Raw genomic sequence first — 19,142 nt, 5'->3', positions numbered from 1 at the left:
ATACTCGCGGGCTAGCGTATGACGACCCAACTCCCACCCACTATCGACCCCGCTGCCGCTGCCCGCTGGGCCCACCTGCGCACAGCCCAATCCCCCTGGCTACACGAAGAGGTGGCCCGGCGCATGGAGGACCGCTTGCAGTGGATCAAGCTGCAACCCGAGTCTTGGGCCCACTGGGAGCCCACGCGCGGTGGCTTGCAGGCGCACGCGAAATTGACCGAGCGCTATCCCAATTCAGCATGTTTTGTGGTCGAAACGCATATAGAACAAGCACAGGCAGCTATTCAATCTGTAGCGAAACCGTGGTGGAATCCCAGCGGCTGGCGTGCGCCCGCGCAGCAGGCCCAGATGCCGCCCGACGGCAGCGTGCAGATGCTGTGGGCCAACATGGTGTTGCATTCGGCCGCCGACCCGCAGGCGCTGATCGCCCAATGGCACCGGGCGCTGGCGGTGGATGGTTTTGTGATGTTCTCGTGCCTGGGGCCGGACACGGTGCAAGAACTGCGCGGCGTGTACCGGTCGCTGGGCTGGCCGCTGCCCGGCCACCAGTTCACCGATATGCACGACTGGGGCGACATGCTGGTGCATGCCGGATTTGCCGAGCCGGTGATGGACATGGAGCGCATCCGCTTGACTTATGAGAGCCCGGCGCGCTTGCTGCAAGAGCTGCGCGAGGTCGGGCGCAACCTGCATCCGCAGCGTTTTGCGGGTCTGCGGGGTCGGCAGTGGCGTGACCGGCTGGAGCGCGAACTGGCCCTGCAACTGGCCGATGCGGCGGAAAACGGCCGTTTGCCGCTGACTTTCGAGCTGATTTACGGCCATGCCCTCAAGCCCCGCCCGAAGCTGCGGGTCAGCGCCCACAGCGCGGTTTCGCTGCGCGATATGCGCGACATGCTGCAACAGGGCAAGGCACATGGGGTTTGACCCCCTGTGTTTCCAGCCCTCTACGGGGCTTGGCTGCGGAAAGCAAGGCTACAATTCACGCCAAGAAACATAAATATTTGGGTATTCCCCCACGCAGCTAGGCAGATTGCCAGACGCCCCGCACGTCAGCACGTCTGCCTAATTTTTGTGAGTGCCAAACGTGCCGAACCTGGTATTTCGCTTCGCCACAGTTTCGGGCCAGAACATCCACTGGTTCCTGAAGCGCAACTGCTCGGTGACACCGGCCCAGTTGGGCTGGATGTATGCCTCCATTTGTGTGGTGTCCCTGGGTATTGCGACGTTTTTCTGGGTTCAGGGTGCCAAGCTGGTGCTGCCTTTTGCCTGGCTAGAGTTGGCTGCAGTGGGGGCCGCATTTTTGGTTTATTCCCGGCACGCTACCGATGGCGAGAGGATTTCGCTGCAAGGCACGCAACTGGTGGTTGAGTTGGAAAACGCAGGTCGCCTGGAGCGGGCTGAATTTCGCCGTGAATGGGTCCGTATCGAACCCAAAACGGGAGATCGTTCCTTGATCGAGGTGTCTGGCCAGGGGCGGTCAGTGGAGGTAGGGCGGTACGTGAGCCCGGAGCTACGGTCGGCTTTGGCACGGGAAATTCGGATGGCGCTGCGCAGCGCATGAGACAAGCCCTTTGGGGCAGATGGCTGGCGCAGGAAGATTGGTTCAATTGAGGTGTTGAATAAGTGAAAACGATGAAGATGATCCCTAACAAGTTGGCTTCACTGCTTCCCACGCTGGGCGTGTGGACGGGCGCATGGCTCAGCACTGCTGCATATGCGGTCAATGATTTGCCCGGTGGGCCTGCGGTGATGCAGACCAATCTGCCTCCTGCTGTCACCAAGATTGCTGCCGAGCAGCAGTGGCTGCACTGGTTCATGCTGATCGTGTGCACGGTGATCTTTATCGCGGTGTTTGGCGTGATGTTTTATTCCATCTGGAAGCACCGCAAGTCCAAGGGCTACAAGGCGGCCAACTTCCATGAGTCGGTCACGGTAGAAATCATCTGGACCATCGTGCCGTTTGTTATCGTGATCCTGATGGCCTTACCCGCTACCAAGGTGGTGGTCGCCATGAAGGACACCACCAACGCCGACCTGACCATCAAGGCCACCGGCATGCAGTGGAAATGGGGCTACGACTACATCAAGGGCGAGGGCGAAGGCATTGGCTTTGTGTCCACGCTCGATAGCAGCCAGCGCGCCATGTCCAACAGTGGCGACGTGAGCAAGGCGAGCGATGACTACCTGCTCAAGGTAGACAACGCCCTGGTCGTGCCGGTCAACAAGAAAATCCGCATCATCACCACTGCCGACGACGTGATCCACGCCTTCATGGTGCCTGCGTTCGGTATCAAGCAGGATGCGATTCCCGGCTTTGTGCGCGACACCTGGTTCCGTGCCGAAAAAATCGGCAGCTACTACGGCCAGTGCGCCGAGCTGTGCGGCAAAGAGCACGCCTACATGCCCATCCACGTAAAGGTGCTGTCGGCCGAAGATTATTCCGCCTGGGTGGATGGCGAGAAAAAGAAAATGGCCGCCAAGGCAGACGATCCTGCCAAAGTGTGGACCCTCGACGACATCTCCAAGCGCGGCGAAAAGGTGTACGCCGCCAACTGTGCCGCCTGCCACCAGGCCAACGGCAAAGGTGCTGGCCCGATCAAACCGCTGGATGGCGCAGCTGTCGTGCTGGATACCGACCTGAGCAAGCAAATCCACGTGTTGCTCAATGGCCAAAATAACGGTGCCATGCCTGCCTGGAAGCAACTCAGCGATACCGATATTGCGGCTGTGATCAGCTACACCAAGAACAACTGGTCCAACAAGACCGGCCAATTGGTGCAGCCCGCCGATGTCTTGGCCCAGCGCGGCAAGTAAGCTGCTCTCGTTAACGTACAAGATCCCCAAGGAAAGCCAAGATGAGTGCAGTTCTCCATCCCCACGACCACGCACATGACGGACATGGCCACGATAGCCACGACCATGACCACCACGCCCCCACCGGCTGGCGGCGCTGGGTGTTCGCCACCAACCACAAGGACATTGGCACGCTGTATTTGCTGTTCAGCTTCACGATGCTGGTGATTGGCGGCATCTTGGCGCTGATCATCCGTGCCGAACTGTTCCAGCCCGGTCTGCAATTTGTGAACCCCGAGCTATTCAACCAGCTCACCACCATGCACGGTCTGATCATGGTGTTCGGTGCCATCATGCCGGCCTTTGTGGGCTTTGCGAACTGGATGATTCCGCTGCAAATCGGCGCGTCTGACATGGCTTTTGCCCGCATGAATAACTTCAGCTTCTGGCTGATGATTCCGGCGGCACTGACCTTGGTCAGCTCGTTCTTCATGCCCGGCGGCGCACCCGCAGCGGGCTGGACGCTGTATGCGCCGCTGACCCTGCAAATGGGTCCGTCGATGGATGCGGGTATTTTCGCGATGCATGTGCTGGGTGCCTCGTCGATCATGGGTTCGATCAACATCATCGTCACCATCCTGAACATGCGCGCCCCCGGCATGACCCTGATGAAGATGCCAATGTTCTGCTGGACCTGGCTGATCACTGCCTACCTGCTGATCGCCGTGATGCCCGTGCTGGCCGGTGCGATCACCATGACGCTGACCGACCGCCACTTTGGCACCAGCTTCTTCAACCCTGCCGCCGGTGGCGACCCGGTGATGTACCAGCACATTTTCTGGTTCTTTGGCCACCCCGAGGTCTACATCATGATCTTGCCGGCCTTCGGCATCATCAGCCACATCGTGCCAGCGTTTGCCCGTAAAAAGCTGTTTGGCTACGCCTCGATGGTGTATGCCACCTCCTCGATTGCGATTCTGAGCTTCATCGTCTGGGCGCACCACATGTTCACCACCGGCATGCCGGTAACGGGCCAGTTGTTCTTCATGTACGCCACGATGCTGATTGCCGTGCCGACTGCCGTGAAAATCTTCAACTGGATCGCCACCATGTGGCAGGGCTCCATGACTTTTGAAACCCCGATGCTGTTCGCGGTAGGCTTCATTTTCGTGTTCACCATGGGCGGTTTCACCGGCCTGATTCTGGCTGTGGCACCGATTGACATCCAGCTGCAAGACACCTATTACGTGGTGGCGCATTTCCACTACGTGTTGGTGGCGGGCTCGCTCTATGCCATGTTTGCCGGTTTCTACTACTGGTGTCCAAAGTGGACCGGTGTGATGTACAGCGAACGGCGCGGCAAGATCCACTTCTGGTGGTCGCTGATTTCCTTCAACGTGACCTTCTTCCCCATGCATTTCTTGGGCTTGGCCGGTATGCCACGCCGCTATGCCGACTATCCGTTACAGTTTGCCGACTTCAATGCCGTGGCTTCGGTGGGCGCGTTCTTCTTTGGTTTTGCGCAGATTTACTTCTTCTTTTTCATCGTCTTGCCCGCCATGCTGGGCAAGGGGGAAAAAGCCTCCGCCAAGCCTTGGGAAGCAGCCGAAGGTCTGGAATGGGAAGTGCCTTCGCCCGCACCGTTCCACACCTTTGAGACTCCGCCCAAGCTGGACATCACCGCAACCCGTGTGATTGGTTAAACATGTTGACCCCCCAGCAAAAAAAAACCAACCTGCGTACCGGCCTGATCCTGGCCTCCATCGCAGTGGTTTTTTTCATCGGTTTCTTCGCCAAGATGTATCTGCTGAACCACCCATAAATGAGTATTAAGTGGGTATGAACGTCCGTAGCGAAAATTTCAAAATGGTCGGCAAGCTGGCCGTCATCACCGTAGCCATGTTCGCTTTTGGCTACGCGCTGGTGCCGCTGTACAAAGCCATTTGTGAAATGACGGGCATCAACATCTTGTCGATTGCCGAGCGCCAAGCCTCCGGGGTGGGCACGGCAGGCAAAAATGTTTCTTTGCCTGCCAATACCCAGGTGGACCTGAGCCGCACCATCACGGTGGAGTTCGATGCCAATGCCCGTGGCCCCTGGGAGTTCAAGCCTGCCAAGCGCTCGGTGCAAGTGCATCCTGGCGAGTTGACCACGGTGATGTACGAATTTCAGAACACGCAAAACCGGCGCATGGCGGCCCAGGCGATTCCCAGTTATGCCCCCCGCCAGGCGGCGGCGCATTTCAATAAGTTGGAATGCTTTTGCTTCAACCAGTACACGCTGGAGCCGGGCGAGAAGAAAGCATGGCCGGTGGCCTTTGTGATCGACCCCAAGCTGTCAAAAGATGTGACGACGATCACTTTGTCGTACACCTTCTTTGAAGTGGGCGGCAAGACACCGCCTGCGCCTGCGTCCACGGTGGATGCAAGTCGCCATGTATCCGTTGGGCAGGGGTCATGAGTTCGCCCACCGGTCAAGCCAGTGTGTTGCAAACGGTCAAAGCCGTGGCGTGGTCGTTTGTGGGTATCCGCAAGCAAAGCGGCTACGAGGACGATCTGGCCAAAATCAGCCCGTTGCATGTGATTGCGGTGGGTTTGGTGGCGGTGCTGCTGATCGTCTTAGGGTTGATTTTTTTGGTTAATTGGGTGGTGGCAAAGTAAATTTTTGCCACATGGATTTCACAAGAATGATGAGAGCAAGGAGCTGACATGAGTTCAACCGCACACGCTGCAACACCGTACTACTTTGTACCTGGCCCTTCGCGCCATCCGGCTATGGCCGCCCTGGGTCTGTTCTTTGTGATCTTGGGCGCAAGCCAGTGGATCAACGGCGAAGACTGGGGCAAGTACGCCCTGGCAGGTGGCCTGTTGTTTTGGTGGGGTGTGCTGTACCAATGGTTCCGCGATGCCATCAATGAGAGCGAAGGCGGCCTGTACAGCTACAAGATTGACCTGTCGTACCGCTGGAGCATGAGCTGGTTCATCTTCTCCGAGGTGATGTTCTTTGGTGCCTTCTTCACCGCCCTGTGGTGGGCGCGTGGCCATTCGGTGCCTGCGCTGGGCAGCCTGGACAACGCCTTGCTCTGGCCCGACTTCAAAGCCGTCTGGCCGAGTATTGCTGCGGGTGTGACTGCATCGCCCGCCAACATCATTGAACCCTTCCAGACCATGACCCCGTTCTGGCTGCCCACCATCAACACGGCGTTGCTGTTGACCTCAGGTGTCACCTTGACTATTGCCCACCACGCACTCGTCAAAGGCGAGCGCGGCAAAACCATTGCCTTTATGTGGGCCACGGTGTTGCTGGGCACGGTATTCTTGTTTGTGCAGGGCTATGAATACGTCCATGCCTACAACGATTTGAATTTGAAGATGACGTCCGGTGTGTACGGCTCCACCTTCTACATGCTGACCGGTTTCCACGGCTTCCACGTGCTGGTCGGCATGCTGATGCTGCTGTTTATCACCCTGCGTTTGATGAAGGGCCACTTCACGCCCTCCAAGCACTTTGGCTTTGAGGGTGCGGCCTGGTACTGGCACTTCGTCGACGTGGTATGGCTGGGCCTGTACGTCATCGTCTACTGGACTTGATGGACCGGCACCAGGGCTTCCTATAAAAAAGCGCCACCCGGCGCTTTTTTATTGACCGGCCTGTATGCCTGTCGGGTGCAGATACCCCAGCTTCCAACCTACCAAAATGCAGATGAATAGCACCACCGAAAATCCGATGCGAAACGCCAGCGCCTTGGCCATGCGGCCGGATTTGGCCGCCTGTTCGTCTTCGGTTTTTCCGCCTCCCTTGAGCATGAAGTACAGGGCAGCCGCCAGGCTGGCGAAGATGGCCGCAAAAGCGACAAGGGCGAGATAAGTCATGACCGGTATTATCCCGTGAGCCCCAAACTGCGCTTTGCCTTGCTGACCGCCGGGGCTGTGATTGGCTTGGTGGTAACTTTTGCTGCGGGCCGCTGGCAGTTGTCGCGCGCGGCCCAAAAAGAAGCCTTGTCCGCAGCGATCCAGTCGCAGAACACCCGCCCGCCGGTCGCAGTGGCCGAACTCAGCGACGCGTCCAAAACGCAAGACCTGCTGCACCGCCAGGTCCGCCTGCGTGGCCAGTGGGTGCCGCAGCACACCGTGTTTCTGGACAACCGCCAGATGCACGACCGGACCGGTTTTTACGCTGTCACACCGTTCAAATTGGCGGGTAGCGCCACGGCCATCCTGGTGCAGCGCGGCTGGGTGGCGCGCAATTTTCTGGACCGCAGCGCCTTGCCGTCCATCGATAGCCCGGCGGGCGAGCTGGAGATTGTGGGCCAGATGGCCCCGCCACCGTCTGCGCTATACGCCTTTAAAGGCGCAGACGTGGGAGCCATCCGGCAAAATCTCGACTTGGTGGCTTTCAGTGCCGAGACCGGGCTGGCATTGCTGCCTTTGTCGGTGCGGCAAACCGGCCCTGCCGAGGGGCCGTTGCTGCGCGACTGGCCGCTCGCCAACCTGGGGGTTGAAAAACACTATGGCTACGCATTCCAATGGTTTGGGCTCTGCGCCCTGATCGCAATTCTTTATGTCTGGTTCCAAATTGTCCGACGCTTCTTCTTTCCGCTCCAAAAACGGTCCACCTGAAGACCACCCGCTGGGGCTCACCGTGCATTCCCTGCCCACGCCAGAGCAGGCGCTGGACGGCGCGCGCCGCCGCACGGTCATGGGCCGCTGGAAGATGCTCGGCGTGCTGCTGACCTGTGCCGCGCCGGTGATTGCCTCGTACTTCACTTACTACGTGGTGCGCCCCCAAGGCCGTGCCAACCTGGGCGAGCTGATAGCCCCGCAACGCCCGCTGCCCGACCAAGTGGTGAGGGGCCTGGACGGCCAAGCCGGCAACCTGCGCAGCCTCAAAGGCCAGTGGTTGCTGGTCAGCGTGGCGGGCGGGGCCTGCGACGCTGCCTGCCAAAAGCACCTGTATTTGCAGCGCCAACTGCGTGAAACCCTGGGCAAGGAAAAAGACCGCGTCGATTGGATCTGGCTGGTCACCGACGATGCGCCCATTCCCGATGCCCTGCGCCCCGCCCTCAAAGGGGCGACCGTACTGCGCGTCGGTGAACTGCAACTCTCCCAATGGCTATCCCCCGCCGTGGGCCAGCTGTTGTCAGACCACCTGTACGTGGTGGACCCGATGGGCAACTGGATGATGCGCTTCCCCGCCGGGCTGGACATCGAAGGGGCCTCCAAAGCCAAGCGCGATCTGGACCGTCTACTGCGCGGCTCCAACTCCTGGGACGATGCAGGCCGCTGAATGGAATCCCAAGCCCTGTACGACCTGTCTCCCGCCCTGCGCCTGATGCTGATGGGCGTGGTAATCGCCCTCGGCCCGCTAGCCTGGGTCTGGCTGCGCAATAAAAATGCCGCACCCGCCCGCCGCTTGCAGGCACTGACGGTGTTGACGCTGTTTTTGACCTTCGACTTGGTGCTGTTCGGGGCCTTCACCCGCCTGACCGATTCCGGCCTGGGCTGCCCCGACTGGCCCGGCTGCTACGGTAACGCCAGCCCGTTGGGCGCGGTGGCCGAGATCACCCAGGCGCAAACCGCCATGCCCACCGGCCCGGTCACCCACGGCAAGGCCTGGGTGGAGATGGTCCACCGCTATCTGGCCACCTCGGTCGGCGTGTTGATTTTGACGCTGGCCATCGCCAGCTGGTGGGCCCGCCGACAAGATGCCGCCATCAACCCCTGGTGGCCCACCTTCACCCTGGTGTGGGTCTGCGTGCAGGGCGCGTTTGGCGCGCTCACTGTCACCATGAAGTTGTTTCCGGCCATCGTCAACCTGCATTTGGTGGGCGGGCTGGTGCTGCTGGCCTTGCTGTGTGCGCAGGCCGTCGGGGGCACGCGGCGCAGCCGGATGTCGGCTGCCGTCGGGCTGGCTTGTGTGCTGCTGGCCGTGCAGATCGTGCTGGGCGGCTGGGTCAGTACCAATTACGCGGTGCTGGCCTGCGACACCTTTCCGCTGTGCCACGGTAGTTGGTGGCCGGTGATGGATTTCCGCCAGGGTTTCCAGATCTGGCGGCCTTTGGGGCAACTGCAAGACGGCAGCTACCTCAGCTTTGCCGGGCTTACCGCCATCCATTACGCGCACCGGCTGATGGCCTATGCGGTACTGGCCGTGCTGGCCTGGGCGGCCTGGCGCTTGCACCGTAGCCCGGTGACCCGGCGGCAGGCGCGCTGGTTGGCGGGGCTGACGCTCCTACAGTTCGCCACCGGCCTCAGCAATGTGGTGCTGGGCTGGCCGTTGCTGGCCGCCGTGGCCCATACCGGCGGTGCCGCCGCCCTGGTGGTGGTGCTGACCTGGGCCGCTTGCGTCCAGCGCACTGCTTCCGTTCTACCTTCGAGATTGTCCGTATGAGTTCTGCCCAAGCCACCGCACCCAACCCCACCAGCCTGCCGTCGCGGCTGCGCCAGTTCAACGCGCTGACCAAGCCGCGCGTGATCCAGCTCATCGTGTTTTGTGCCTTGATCGGCATGGTGCTGGCCGTGCCCGGCGTGCCCACCTGGGATGAAGTGCGGCGCGGCCTGATCGCCTGCTTTGGCATCTGGCTGGTGGCCGGGGCCGCCGCCGCGTTCAATTGTTTGGTGGAAAAAGGCATCGACTCCCGCATGAAGCGCACCGCCTGGCGGCCCACCGCCCGCAATGAGCTGCAAGACTGGCAAACCCTGCTGTTCTCGGCCCTGCTATGTCTGGCCGGTTCGGTGCTGCTGTACGTGTGGGTCAACCCGCTGACCATGTGGCTGACCTTTGCCACCTTTGTGGGCTACGCCGTGGTCTACACCATGATCTTGAAGCCGCTGACCCCGCAAAACATCGTCATCGGCGGGGCCTCGGGGGCCATGCCGCCAGTGCTGGGCTGGGCCGCCATGACCGACAACGTCGGCCCCGAGGCGCTGATTCTGTTTTTGATCATCTTCCTGTGGACCCCGCCGCACTTTTGGGCGCTGGCCCTGTACCGTGTGGAGGACTACCGCAAATCCGGCCTGCCCATGCTGCCGGTGACGCATGGCAACGAGTTCACCCGCTTGCAGGTGTTTCTGTACACCCTGGTGCTGTTCGCGGGCTGCCTGATGCCCTTTATCTACGGCATGAGTTCCTGGCTGTACCTGGCCGTGGCGGTGGTGCTGAGCCTGGGCTTTTGCGGTTATGGCTTTGCGCTGTGGCGCAATTACTCGGATGCGCTGGCGCGCAAAACCTTCCGTTTTTCACTCATCCACCTCAGCGTGCTATTTGCCGCGCTGCTGGTAGACCACTATCTGCTGTGACCATGTTGAAACGAAATGCTCTTAAATTAATAGCTACTAGCGCAGTTGCTATATGCGCTAGCGGCCTATTTGTTGCTTGTTCTGAGCCTGCGGCCAAGTTTGCCGCCATTGACTTGACCGGGGCCGACTACGCCAAAGACTTCCAGCTCACCGACCACAACGGCCAGCCGCGCAGCATCCAGGACTTTGCGGGCAAGCTGGTGGTGCTGTTTTTTGGCTACACCCAGTGCCCGGACGTGTGTCCCACCACCATGGCCGAGCTGGCCGAGGTCAAAAAATCGCTGGGTGCGGATGGCGACAAGCTGCAAGCCATCTTCGTCACGGTAGACCCGGCCCGCGATACGCCCGAGGTGCTGAAGGCCTACATGGCCAACTTCGACCCGAGCTTCCTGGCGCTGATCCCCACGCCCGAACAATTGGCCAAAGTGGCCAAAGACTACAAGGCCTATTACAAGCAAGTGCCGGGCTCCACGCCCACCAGCTACACGATGGACCATTCGGCGGGCAGCTACGTCTATGACACGCAGGGCCGGTTGCGCCTGTACGCCCGCTACGGTGGCGGCGCGGTGGCGCTGACCGGGGATTTGAAGCTTTTGCTGAAACAGAAGACGTAAAAAAGGGACCGCGAGGTCCCTTTTTTCATGCTGCCGATCTAATGGTCAGGCGTATTCAGCCAGCGACTTTTTCATCTTCTTCATGGCCGCCGTTTCGATCTGGCGAATCCGCTCGGCGCTGACACCGTAGACCGCTGCCAGGTCGTGCAGCGTCATGCCGCCCGAGCCGTCGTCGGCCACCTTCAACCAGCGCTCTTCCACAATCCGGCGGCTGCGCTCGTCCAGGCCGTCCAGGGCGCTTTGGATGCCGTCGCTGGCCAAGTAGTCGCGGTCGCGAGCTTCCAGCAGGGCGGTGGGCTCCTGGTGGGTGTCGGCCAGGTAGGCGATGGGGCCGAAGCTGTCTTCGCCGTCATCGCCCGGGCCCGGGTCCAGCATCACGTCGCCGCCTGACAAACGGGTTTCCATCTCGATCACGTCTTCCCGCTTCACCTTGAGCAGGGTGGCCATGGACTCGATTTCCGACTCGCTCAGTGTTTCGCGGTGCGTACCGGCATTGGCTGCGGCAGATTCGGACTTGAAACCCTGCTTCATCGACCGCAGGTTAAAGAACAGCTTGCGCTGCGCCTTGGTGGTGGCCACCTTGACCATGCGGCAGTTCTTCAGGATGTACTCGTGCATCTCGGCCTTGATCCAGTGCAGCGCGTAGCTCACCAGACGCACGCCCTGGTCGGGGTCGAAGCGCTTGACGGCCTTCATCAGGCCGACGTTGCCTTCCTGGATCAGGTCGCCGTGGGGCAGGCCGTAGCCCAGGTACTGGCGGGCCACAGACACGACGAGGCGCAGGTGCGACATCACCAGTTTCCCGGCGGCATCTACATCGTTGTCGTTTTTGAGCTGGCGGGCAAACTGCTGCTCTTGCTCTAGCGTGAGCATGGGCATGCGGTTAACGGCCGAAATATAAGCATCGAGGTTGCCTAGCGGCGGCACCATCGCCCAGGGATTGGGGGCGGCCAGCGCGGAGGACATCGTTCCAGTTTGAAGGTTCATACCAGATTCCTTTTCTCTAAGCGGCAATACTAGCACTCTATAGTCGCGAGTGCTAAGCGCGCTTCATTGCACTTGTAATAGAGGATATTCCCGTAGGATGATGGATTATTGCTATAAATTAAATAGCTACTAGCGCATATTAAATAAGCGCTAGAGGCTGATTTAATGCTTAAAAATGGCCTCGTCCAGCACCTCCACCCAGTGGCGCACCGGGGTGGCCGTGCCGCTTTGCAGGTGCTGGATGCAGCCGATATTGGCCGACACGATCACCTGTGCGCCCAGCGGCTCCAGGTGGTGTAGCTTGCGGTCGCGCAGCTGGGTCGCGAGCGTGGGTTGCAGCACCGAGTACGTGCCCGCCGAGCCGCAGCACAAATGGCTTTCCGACCCCGCTATCTGCACGGTAAAGCCCAGTGCGCCCAAATGTGCCTCCACCCCGCCACGCAGCTTTTGGCCGTGTTGCAGCGTGCAGGGCGGGTGGAAGGCCAGTTGGGTGACGGCTTCGGGCTGCACCTTGTCGCGCAAGGCCTCCACCAGACCGGGGAGCAGCTCGCTCAGGTCGCGGGTCAGTTCGCTGATCAGCGTGGCTTTATGGGCGTAGGCCGGGTCGGCAGCCAGGGCGTGGCCGTAGTCTTTGACCATCACGCCACAGCCGCTGGCGTTCATCACAATCGCCTCGGGTTGGTGGGCTTGCAGCAGCGGCCACCAGGCATCGATGTTGCGGCGCATGTCGTCCAGGCCACCGGTGTGGTCGCCTAGGTGGCTGCGCAGCGCACCGCAGCAACCGGCCTTGTCTGCCACCAGGGTCTGTATGCCTGCCGCGTCCAGCACGCGGGCGGTGGCGCTGTTGATGTTGGGCATCATGGCCGGTTGCACGCAGCCGGTCAGTAGCAGCACCTTGCGTGCGTGGGTGCGGGTGGGCCAGGGCTTGGCGGGGGTGGCTGCGGGCACTTTGTTCTTCAGTACTTTGGGCAGCAGCGGGCGCAGGGCCTGGCCCACCTGCATGGCCGGGGCGAACAGCGGCGAGGTCAGGCCTTCCTTGAGCACCCAGCGGGCGGCTTTTTCGATGGCGGGGCGCTCCACCTTGGCATCGACGATGCGCCGCCCGATGTCTACCAGTGCTCCGTATTCCACGCCGCTGGGGCAGGTGGATTCGCAGTTGCGGCAGGTCAGGCAGCGGTCCAGGTGCTGCTGGGTGCTGCGGGTCACTTCCGCGCCTTCCAGCACCTGCTTCATTAAATAAATGCGGCCGCGCGGGCCGTCCAGCTCGTCGCCCAGCAGCTGGTAGGTAGGGCAGGTGGCGGTGCAGAAGCCGCAGTGCACGCATTTACGCAGAATCGCCTCGGCGGCTTGGCCGTCGGCGGTGTCTTTGAATTCGGGTGACAGGTTGGTTTGCATTTTTAAAGCCCGGGGTACAGGCGACCGGGGTTGAATATCCCCTTGGGGTCGAAGGCGGTTTTCAGACCTTGGTGGATGCGCTGCAGCGGGGCGGACAGTGGCGTAAAAATCTGCGCACGCGGCGTGGCGGCGTGGAACAGCGTGGCGTGGCCGCCTGCCTGGGCCGCCGCAGCACGCACCTGCTTGGCCGTGGCGATGCCGCGCAGCCAGCGCTGGGCTCCGCCCCATTCGATGAACTGCACACCCGGCAGGGCCAGCGGGGCCGTGGTGGCGGGCACCGAAATGCGCCACAGGTGCTCGCCCTTGGCCAGATGGAGGTTGTCGAGGTGGAAGAAGGCCTGCTGGTGGTCGCGTACGCTGTCCCACCAACTGGCGGCAATCTCTGGTTCGACGGCCGTGCCGCCTATTCTGGCGCAGGCCGCGTTCACGGCCGCTTGTGCACCCGTCAGCCGCAGGTGCAACTGGCCATGGTGCCAGGCGCTGGCGTTGATGGGCAGTGGTTGACTTGCCCAGGCGTTGAGTTGTGTGAGTGCAGCGGCCTCGTCCATGCCAAACACCCGCGTGGCGGTGGCCGTGGCGATGGGCAATACCTTGAGCGACACCTCGCAAATCACGCCCAGCACGCCCAGCGACCCGGCCATCACCCGCGACACGTCGTACCCGGCCACGTTCTTGATGACCTGGCCGCCAAAGGTCAGCACCTCGCCCTGGCCGTTCAGCAGCGTGGTGCCCAACACGTAGTCGCGCACGCAGCCGACGCTGGCGCGCGACGGGCCGGACAGCCCTGCGGCCACCATGCCACCCACCGTGCTACCTTCTGCAAAACGCGGCGGCTCAAAGGGCAGGCACTGGCCTTTCTCGGCCAGCGTGGCTTCCAGCTCGGCCAGGCGCGTGCCTGCCCGCACGGTGACCACCAGCTCGCTCGGCTCGTAACTGCTGATGCCGTTCAGGGGGCGCACATCCAGCGCCTCGCCGTGGGGCGTTTCGCCGTAGAAATGCTTGGTGTTGCCGCCCCGGATATGGAGTGGTTTGTGGGTGCTGCGGACCTGGTCGATCAGGCGTTGGAGTGCGGGATGGTGCATCAGAATCTGGGCAAATGGGGGAAGGGCAGCATGCCGCGCAGCACGGTGAGCTTGCCGTATTCGGCGCAGCGTTGCAGGCTGGGGATGACTTTGCCGGGGTTGAGTAACTCCACGGGATCGAAGGCGCGTTTGACGGCAAACATCTGCTCCCGCTCGGGCGCGCTGAACTGCACGCACATGGAGTTGAGCTTTTCCACACCCACGCCGTGCTCGCCCGTGACGGTGCCGCCCAGGCGCACGCTGGTTTCCAGAATGTCGGCGCCAAACAACTCGCAGCGGTGCAGCTGGTCGGGGTCGTTGGCATCGAACAGGATCAGCGGGTGCAGGTTGCCGTCGCCTGCGTGGAACACATTGGCGCAGGCCAGGCCGTACTGCTGCTCCATGGCTTCGATGGCGCGCAGAATTTCGGCCAGCTTTTTACGCGGAATGGTGGAGTCCATGCACATGTAGTCGGGGCTGATGCGGCCGGATGCCGGAAAAGCGTTTTTGCGGCCGCTCCAGAATTGCAGGCGCTGGGCCTCGTCGCGGCTGATGGCGATGCCGGAGGCACCATTGGCCTCCAGCACGCTGCGCATGTGGGCAATTTCTTCTTCCACCTCTTCCAGGGTGCCATCGCTTTCGCACAGCAGGATGGCAGCAGCATTTAGGTCGTATCCAGCGTGCACAAAGTCCTCTACTGCCGCCGTCATGCGCTTGTCCATCAGTTCCAGCCCGGCGGGGATGATGCCGGCGGCGATGACGCTGGCCACGGCGTTGCCTGCGGCCTCTACCGTGTCAAAGCTGGCCATGATGCAGCGGGCGAGCTGCGGCTTGGGGATGAGCTTGACGGTCACCTCGGTGGTCACGGCCAGCATGCCCTCGCTGCCGATGATGAGCGGCAGCAGGTCCAGGCCGGGCACGTCCAGCGCTTCCGAGCCGAATTCCACCGCCTCGCCCTCCACCGTAAAGCCGCGCACCCGCAACACGTTGTGCAGGGTCAGGCCGTACTTCAGGCAGTGCACGCCGCCGGAGTTCTCGGCCACGTTGCCGCCTATGGTGCAGGCGATTTGGCTGCTGGGGTCGGGGGCGTAGTACAGGCCGTGGGGCGCAGCGGCTTCGCTGATGGCCAGGTTGCGCACGCCGCACTGCACGGTGGCGGTGCAGGCCAGCGGGTCGATGTGCAGGATGCGATTGAACTTGGCCAGCGACAGCGTCACGCCCAAGGTGTGCGGCATGGCCCCGCCGGACAAACCCGTGCCTGCGCCCCGGGCCACCACGGGTACGCCCAATTGGTGGCAAATTTGCAGCACCGCCGCCACCTGGGCCTCGGTTTCGGGCAGCACCACCACCAGCGGCTGGGCGCGGTAGGCGGTCAGGCCGTCGCATTCGTAGGGCGTCGTGTCTTCGGTGCGCGACAGGATGGCGTGGCGGGGCAGGGCGGCGGCCAGGGCGGCGGCCACCTGGGCGCGGCGGGCTAGCAATGGGGTGCGGTCTTCGGGGGGGGCAGTTTTCATCGTGGGTAGGTGCAGCAAGTCAATGACTATAAGCAGCCCGGGCGCGCGATGGCGCTGAAATTTCTGGTGGGGGAGGTTGCAGAAATGTATGTGTGCGGTAGTTTTGTAGCGGGTGATACGCCGCCGCACGATCTGAATATTTACTCCTAAAAAAATAGCTGCTAGCGCATATTAAATATGCGCTAGCAGCTATTTTTATATCTGAAATATTGGTTTAAAAGTATAGCAATCAGCTGCCCTGCGAAGTGCCTGCATGCGGGTCGGCCTGCACCGGCGCTGCGGTGGCGGCCCCGGGGTGGCCCCACCAGTCCTTGGGGTCGGTAAAGGTCATCCGGCAGCCGGTGCAGCGGTATGCGCCGGTCGGCATAAGTGCGCCGCTGGCATCCCGCCCTATCACGGGCTGGTAGCTGGTGGCACCGCATTGGCTGCATTTGTAAATCGTTTTGTAATGCGTCATGGTGCGGGTAATGTAAATGGATACAAGCTGACTCTGGGCCCCAAGGCGGTAAAGCCTGGAGTCATAGGGTGAGCACCGGCACAAACGGCGCAAATTTGCTGCGTTTCAGGCTGAAAAACGCCTTCACGTTGCGCACATTCGCATCGCTTGTGAAAAGCCGCTGCGCCAGCGCCAAGTAGCCCGGCATGTCGTGGGCAAACACCACCAAGCAGAAATCAGGCCCAGGCGACACGCGGTAGCACTGCTGCACGGCGTCATCTGCCGCCACCCGAAGCTCAAACGCGGCCAGGCGCTCCTCGTCCTGCCGGTCCAGCGTGATCTCCACGATGGCGGTGAGGCCGTGGCCCTGCTGCACCGCCAGCTTGTCGGCGCTCAAAATTGCCACCTGCCGCTCGATCAACCCCGCCTCCACCAGCCGCTTGACTCGCCGCAGGGAGGTAGGTGCAGACACGTGGACCCGCTCGGCCAGCGCCAGGTTGCTCAGCGATGCGTCTATTTGCAACTGGTGCAGTAGGCGCAGGTCGGTGTTGTCTAGGTCTATTTGTTCCATTAATTAAGTGTATTTGCAATTTAATTTCTCGTGTTTATATTTGAGAAATAATATTTCAAATATTGTTAAATATTGAAACCAATGTTTAGATGGGGAGGCATAACATCCGCACATTCAACAACCCCGGAGTTCTCTATGTGTGGCATCGTCGGCGCAGTCTCTACCCGCAATATCGTCCCCATTCTGGTCCAGGGCCTGCAACGGCTGGAGTACCGGGGCTATGACTCCTGCGGCGTGGCCATCCAGGACAACGGCCAGACCACGCAAAACACCGGTGCCCTGCGCCGTGCCCGCAGCACCTCGCGCGTGGCCGAGCTGATGGCCCAGGTGGCCGAGGACCACATTGAAGGCGGCACCGGCATCGCCCACACCCGCTGGGCCACCCACGGCGCACCGGCCGTACACAACGCCCACCCCCATTTCAGCCACGGCCCCGGCAAAGATGCTGCCGAGCGCCCCGGCCGCATCGCCCTGGTACACAACGGCATCATTGAAAACCACGATGAACTGCGCGCCGCCCTGCAAGCCAAGGGCTACGTGTTCACCAGCCAGACCGACACCGAAGTCATCGCCCACCTGGTCGATAGCCTGTACAACGGCGACCTGTTTGAAGCGGTCAAAGCCACCGTGCTGCAACTGCGCGGCGGCTATGCGATAGCGGTGTTCAGCAAAGACGAGCCGCACCGCATCATCGGTGCCCGCGCCGGTTCGCCCTTGATCCTGGGCGTGGGCCAGGGCGAGATCTTTCTGGCCAGCGACGCGATGGCGCTGGCCGGTGTGACCGACCAAATCGTCTACCTGGAAGAGGGCGACGTGGTGGATGTACAGCTGGGCAAATACTGGATCGTGGACAAGGCCCACAAGCCCGTCATCCGCAGCGTCAAAACCGTACACGCCCACAGCGGCGCGGCCGAACTCGGCCCGTACCGCCACTACATGCAAAAGGAAATCTTCGAGCAGCCCCGCGCCATCGGCGACACGCTGGAAGGCGTGACCGCCATCGTGCCCGGCCTGTTTGATGGCCCCAATGGGGGCGACGCCGCCAAGGTGTTTGCCGACATCGACTCGGTGCTGATTCTGGCCTGCGGCACCAGCTACTACAGCGGCTGCACCGCCAAATACTGGCTGGAATCTATCGCCAAAGTACCCACCCAGGTGGAGATTGCCAGCGAGTACCGTTACCGCGACTCGGTGCCCAACCCCAAGACGCTGGTGGTCACCATCACCCAGTCCGGCGAAACCGCCGACACCCTGGCCGCCCTGCGCCACGCCCAAGGCCTGGGCATGCAGCACACGCTGACGGTCTGCAACGTCTCCACCTCGGCCATGGTGCGCGAGTGCGCGTTGGCCTACATCACCCGCGCCGGGGTCGAGATTGGCGTGGCCTCCACCAAGGCCTTCACCACCCAGTTGGCGGGTCTGTTTCTGCTGACCCTGGCACTGGCCAAAACCAAGGGCCGCCTGAGCGCCGAGGAAGAGGCCGGCCACCTCAAAGCCATGCGCCACCTGCCCGCCGCCCTGCAAGCCGTGCTGGCACTAGAGCCCCAGCTTATCGCCTGGTCCGAAGACTTTGCGCCGAAAGAAAACGCCTTGTTCCTGGGCCGTGGACTGCACTACCCCATCGCCCTGGAAGGTGCGCTCAAGCTCAAGGAAATCACCTACATCCACGCCGAAGCCTATGCCGCTGGTGAACTGAAGCACGGCCCGCTGGCCCTGGTGACCAGCGAGATGCCAGTAGTGGCCGTGGCCCCCAACGACACTCTGATCGAGAAGCTAAAGAGCAATCTGCAAGAAGTCCGCGCCCGGGGCGGTGTGCTGTATGTGCTGGCCGATGCTGACTCGCACATCGAAAGCGGCGAAGGCCTGCACGTGATCCGCATGCCTGAGCACTACGGCGCGCTGTCGCCGCTCTTGCACGTGGTGCCGCTGCAATTGCTGGCGTACCACACGGCCTGTGCGCGCGGCACGGATGTGGACAAACCGCGCAATCTGGCGAAGAGCGTGACGGTGGAATAACTGTGACGCTCTTGGGGCGCTCATATTCCGTGCAATTAAAGTCGTAAACAGGGCCCCAGCATTCATGCGGGTTTGCCGGGCCTTGGATATGAACTACAGATTCCTAAAGTCGTAAACAGGAGCGTGACCAAGCCCTGTAACTAACTGCCAAGTTTCGTGCAACTATGCCCCCCGGTCGCAGCTGGCCGCTCTTTAAGGCGCGCGCTGCTGTATGGCGTGATAGCTGCATTCACCGAATGGATAGAAGGCAAAGTGCGTCGATAACGCATGGGGTGAACCATCGCCAAGCATGGCACTTGATTGCATACCGGTGGGATGCATCCGATAGATATACGTTCGTATGTAGTGAAAACAAACTATTTTCACTATCTTCACATAGGACTATGAGCGTCCTTTTTGTAAATATTACGCATATTTTCTTTTCCCAAAATGGGTTTGGTAATTTTTTTGTATGCAA

The 19,142-nt window shown here is 61.3% G+C and carries 21 protein-coding genes; 14 read left to right on the top strand and 7 right to left on the bottom strand.

The features are described from left to right. Nucleotides 1-18: 18 nt before the first annotated feature. The 8 genes from AC0969_RS02755 to AC0969_RS02720 all read left to right on the top strand — a co-directional run bounded on the left by AC0969_RS02755 (nucleotide 19) and on the right by AC0969_RS02720 (nucleotide 6,383). Entirely contained in the window at nucleotides 19-924 is a 906-nt protein-coding gene (locus AC0969_RS02755) for a biotin synthase (protein WP_479622595.1), read from the top strand. 160 nt (nucleotides 925-1,084) lie between these two features. Continuing rightward, on the top strand, nucleotides 1,085-1,561 hold the full coding sequence (locus tag AC0969_RS02750) for a DUF2244 domain-containing protein (protein ID WP_479622594.1): 477 nt from the start codon (nucleotides 1,085-1,087) through the stop codon (nucleotides 1,559-1,561). A gap of 71 nt (nucleotides 1,562-1,632) precedes the next feature. Next, on the top strand, nucleotides 1,633-2,814 hold the full coding sequence (gene coxB, locus AC0969_RS02745; protein ID WP_479622593.1) for a cytochrome c oxidase subunit II: 1,182 nt from the start codon (nucleotides 1,633-1,635) through the stop codon (nucleotides 2,812-2,814). Between the two features lie 41 nt (nucleotides 2,815-2,855). Beyond that, nucleotides 2,856-4,496: a cytochrome c oxidase subunit I gene (gene ctaD, locus AC0969_RS02740; protein ID WP_479622592.1), complete on the top strand. Its 1,641-nt coding sequence runs from the start codon at nucleotides 2,856-2,858 to the stop codon at nucleotides 4,494-4,496. Between the two features lie 2 nt (nucleotides 4,497-4,498). Beyond that, nucleotides 4,499-4,615 carry a cytochrome oxidase small assembly protein gene (locus AC0969_RS02735; RefSeq protein WP_479622591.1) on the top strand — a complete coding sequence of 39 codons (117 nt, stop codon included), beginning with the start codon at nucleotides 4,499-4,501 and terminating at the stop codon, nucleotides 4,613-4,615. Between the two features lie 17 nt (nucleotides 4,616-4,632). Next, on the top strand, nucleotides 4,633-5,253 hold the full coding sequence (locus AC0969_RS02730; protein ID WP_479622590.1) for a cytochrome c oxidase assembly protein: 621 nt from the start codon (nucleotides 4,633-4,635) through the stop codon (nucleotides 5,251-5,253). Then, entirely contained in the window at nucleotides 5,250-5,453 is a 204-nt protein-coding gene (locus tag AC0969_RS02725; protein WP_479622589.1) for a DUF2970 domain-containing protein, read from the top strand. Before AC0969_RS02730 ends, AC0969_RS02725 begins: the two co-directional genes overlap by 4 nt. A gap of 48 nt (nucleotides 5,454-5,501) precedes the next feature. Next, the gene (locus tag AC0969_RS02720) at nucleotides 5,502-6,383 is read left to right on the top strand and encodes a cytochrome c oxidase subunit 3 (protein ID WP_479622588.1); all 882 of its coding nucleotides are present in this window, start codon (nucleotides 5,502-5,504) and stop codon (nucleotides 6,381-6,383) included. Between the two features lie 48 nt (nucleotides 6,384-6,431). On the opposite strand, the gene AC0969_RS02715 is transcribed toward AC0969_RS02720, so the two are convergent. Next, nucleotides 6,432-6,665 carry a twin transmembrane helix small protein gene (locus AC0969_RS02715; protein WP_479622587.1) on the bottom strand — a complete coding sequence of 78 codons (234 nt, stop codon included), beginning with the start codon at nucleotides 6,663-6,665 and terminating at the stop codon, nucleotides 6,432-6,434. 15 nt (nucleotides 6,666-6,680) lie between these two features. Here AC0969_RS02715 and AC0969_RS02710 point away from each other — a divergent pair, with 15 nt between their 5' ends. Genes AC0969_RS02710 through AC0969_RS02690 form a run of 5 tightly spaced genes read left to right on the top strand, consistent with a single transcriptional unit; the run spans nucleotide 6,681 to nucleotide 10,705 of the window. Further along, on the top strand, nucleotides 6,681-7,412 hold the full coding sequence (locus tag AC0969_RS02710; protein WP_479622586.1) for an SURF1 family protein: 732 nt from the start codon (nucleotides 6,681-6,683) through the stop codon (nucleotides 7,410-7,412). Further along, nucleotides 7,354-8,079, top strand: a complete 726-nt coding sequence (locus AC0969_RS02705) for a hypothetical protein (RefSeq protein ID WP_479622585.1) — start codon at nucleotides 7,354-7,356, stop codon at nucleotides 8,077-8,079. The genes AC0969_RS02710 and AC0969_RS02705 overlap by 59 nt, the downstream gene beginning before the upstream one ends. Then, the gene (locus AC0969_RS02700) at nucleotides 8,080-9,183 is read left to right on the top strand and encodes a COX15/CtaA family protein (protein ID WP_479622584.1); all 1,104 of its coding nucleotides are present in this window, start codon (nucleotides 8,080-8,082) and stop codon (nucleotides 9,181-9,183) included. It begins immediately after the preceding gene. Beyond that, nucleotides 9,180-10,091 carry a heme o synthase gene (cyoE, locus tag AC0969_RS02695; protein ID WP_479622583.1) on the top strand — a complete coding sequence of 304 codons (912 nt, stop codon included), beginning with the start codon at nucleotides 9,180-9,182 and terminating at the stop codon, nucleotides 10,089-10,091. The genes AC0969_RS02700 and cyoE overlap by 4 nt, the downstream gene beginning before the upstream one ends. A 2-nt stretch (nucleotides 10,092-10,093) precedes the next feature. Further along, a complete protein-coding gene (locus AC0969_RS02690; RefSeq protein WP_479622582.1) occupies nucleotides 10,094-10,705 on the top strand; it encodes an SCO family protein in 612 nt (203 codons plus the stop codon). A gap of 45 nt (nucleotides 10,706-10,750) precedes the next feature. Here the strand turns inward: AC0969_RS02690 and rpoH are convergent, their stop codons facing one another. The 6 genes from rpoH to AC0969_RS02660 all read right to left on the bottom strand — a co-directional run bounded on the left by rpoH (nucleotide 10,751) and on the right by AC0969_RS02660 (nucleotide 16,669). Beyond that, nucleotides 10,751-11,692, bottom strand: a complete 942-nt coding sequence (gene rpoH / locus AC0969_RS02685) for an RNA polymerase sigma factor RpoH (RefSeq protein WP_479622581.1) — start codon at nucleotides 11,690-11,692, stop codon at nucleotides 10,751-10,753. A 162-nt stretch (nucleotides 11,693-11,854) separates the two neighbouring features. Then, complete coding sequence (gene glcF, locus AC0969_RS02680) at nucleotides 11,855-13,087, bottom strand: glycolate oxidase subunit GlcF (RefSeq protein ID WP_479622580.1); 1,233 nt, start codon at nucleotides 13,085-13,087, stop codon at nucleotides 11,855-11,857. A gap of 2 nt (nucleotides 13,088-13,089) precedes the next feature. Continuing rightward, nucleotides 13,090-14,169: a glycolate oxidase subunit GlcE gene (gene glcE, locus AC0969_RS02675; protein WP_479622579.1), complete on the bottom strand. Its 1,080-nt coding sequence runs from the start codon at nucleotides 14,167-14,169 to the stop codon at nucleotides 13,090-13,092. Beyond that, the gene (locus AC0969_RS02670) at nucleotides 14,169-15,662 is read right to left on the bottom strand and encodes an FAD-linked oxidase C-terminal domain-containing protein (RefSeq protein WP_479622578.1); all 1,494 of its coding nucleotides are present in this window, start codon (nucleotides 15,660-15,662) and stop codon (nucleotides 14,169-14,171) included. Before AC0969_RS02670 ends, glcE begins: the two co-directional genes overlap by 1 nt. A 229-nt stretch (nucleotides 15,663-15,891) precedes the next feature. Next, the gene (locus tag AC0969_RS02665) at nucleotides 15,892-16,119 is read right to left on the bottom strand and encodes a hypothetical protein (protein ID WP_479622577.1); all 228 of its coding nucleotides are present in this window, start codon (nucleotides 16,117-16,119) and stop codon (nucleotides 15,892-15,894) included. A 61-nt stretch (nucleotides 16,120-16,180) separates the two neighbouring features. Then, nucleotides 16,181-16,669 carry an Lrp/AsnC family transcriptional regulator gene (locus AC0969_RS02660; protein ID WP_479622576.1) on the bottom strand — a complete coding sequence of 163 codons (489 nt, stop codon included), beginning with the start codon at nucleotides 16,667-16,669 and terminating at the stop codon, nucleotides 16,181-16,183. A 135-nt stretch (nucleotides 16,670-16,804) separates the two neighbouring features. On the opposite strand from AC0969_RS02660, the gene glmS reads away from it, so the two are divergent. Next, entirely contained in the window at nucleotides 16,805-18,685 is a 1,881-nt protein-coding gene (gene glmS / locus AC0969_RS02655) for a glutamine--fructose-6-phosphate transaminase (isomerizing) (RefSeq protein ID WP_479622575.1), read from the top strand. The last annotated feature ends 457 nt before the right edge of the window (nucleotides 18,686-19,142 follow it).

It is taken from the genome of Rhodoferax sp. LB1P47, from assembly GCF_056521445.1.
Note: the sequence above shows the minus strand (reverse complement) of the source record. Positions and strands in the feature narration are given on the sequence as shown.

Excerpts from the sequence above, each read along its gene's own strand:
- rpoH (WP_479622581.1), bottom strand. The coding sequence starts at position 11,692 with ATGAACCTTCAAACTGGAACGATGTCCTCCGCGCTGGCCGCCCCCAAT.
- ctaD (WP_479622592.1), top strand. The coding sequence starts at position 2,856 with ATGAGTGCAGTTCTCCATCCCCACGACCACGCACATGACGGACATGGC.
- AC0969_RS02755 (WP_479622595.1), top strand. The coding sequence starts at position 19 with ATGACGACCCAACTCCCACCCACTATCGACCCCGCTGCCGCTGCCCGC.
- AC0969_RS02705 (WP_479622585.1), top strand. The coding sequence starts at position 7,354 with ATGTCTGGTTCCAAATTGTCCGACGCTTCTTCTTTCCGCTCCAAAAAC.
- AC0969_RS02700 (WP_479622584.1), top strand. The coding sequence starts at position 8,080 with ATGGAATCCCAAGCCCTGTACGACCTGTCTCCCGCCCTGCGCCTGATG.
- AC0969_RS02690 (WP_479622582.1), top strand. The coding sequence starts at position 10,094 with ATGTTGAAACGAAATGCTCTTAAATTAATAGCTACTAGCGCAGTTGCT.
- glmS (WP_479622575.1), top strand. The coding sequence starts at position 16,805 with ATGTGTGGCATCGTCGGCGCAGTCTCTACCCGCAATATCGTCCCCATT.
- cyoE (WP_479622583.1), top strand. The coding sequence starts at position 9,180 with ATGAGTTCTGCCCAAGCCACCGCACCCAACCCCACCAGCCTGCCGTCG.
- AC0969_RS02720 (WP_479622588.1), top strand. The coding sequence starts at position 5,502 with ATGAGTTCAACCGCACACGCTGCAACACCGTACTACTTTGTACCTGGC.
- coxB (WP_479622593.1), top strand. The coding sequence starts at position 1,633 with ATGAAGATGATCCCTAACAAGTTGGCTTCACTGCTTCCCACGCTGGGC.
- AC0969_RS02735 (WP_479622591.1), top strand. The coding sequence starts at position 4,499 with ATGTTGACCCCCCAGCAAAAAAAAACCAACCTGCGTACCGGCCTGATC.
- AC0969_RS02730 (WP_479622590.1), top strand. The coding sequence starts at position 4,633 with ATGAACGTCCGTAGCGAAAATTTCAAAATGGTCGGCAAGCTGGCCGTC.
- AC0969_RS02725 (WP_479622589.1), top strand. The coding sequence starts at position 5,250 with ATGAGTTCGCCCACCGGTCAAGCCAGTGTGTTGCAAACGGTCAAAGCC.
- AC0969_RS02660 (WP_479622576.1), bottom strand. The coding sequence starts at position 16,669 with ATGGAACAAATAGACCTAGACAACACCGACCTGCGCCTACTGCACCAG.
- glcF (WP_479622580.1), bottom strand. The coding sequence starts at position 13,087 with ATGCAAACCAACCTGTCACCCGAATTCAAAGACACCGCCGACGGCCAA.
- AC0969_RS02665 (WP_479622577.1), bottom strand. The coding sequence starts at position 16,119 with ATGACGCATTACAAAACGATTTACAAATGCAGCCAATGCGGTGCCACC.
- AC0969_RS02670 (WP_479622578.1), bottom strand. The coding sequence starts at position 15,662 with ATGAAAACTGCCCCCCCCGAAGACCGCACCCCATTGCTAGCCCGCCGC.
- glcE (WP_479622579.1), bottom strand. The coding sequence starts at position 14,169 with ATGCACCATCCCGCACTCCAACGCCTGATCGACCAGGTCCGCAGCACC.
- AC0969_RS02715 (WP_479622587.1), bottom strand. The coding sequence starts at position 6,665 with ATGACTTATCTCGCCCTTGTCGCTTTTGCGGCCATCTTCGCCAGCCTG.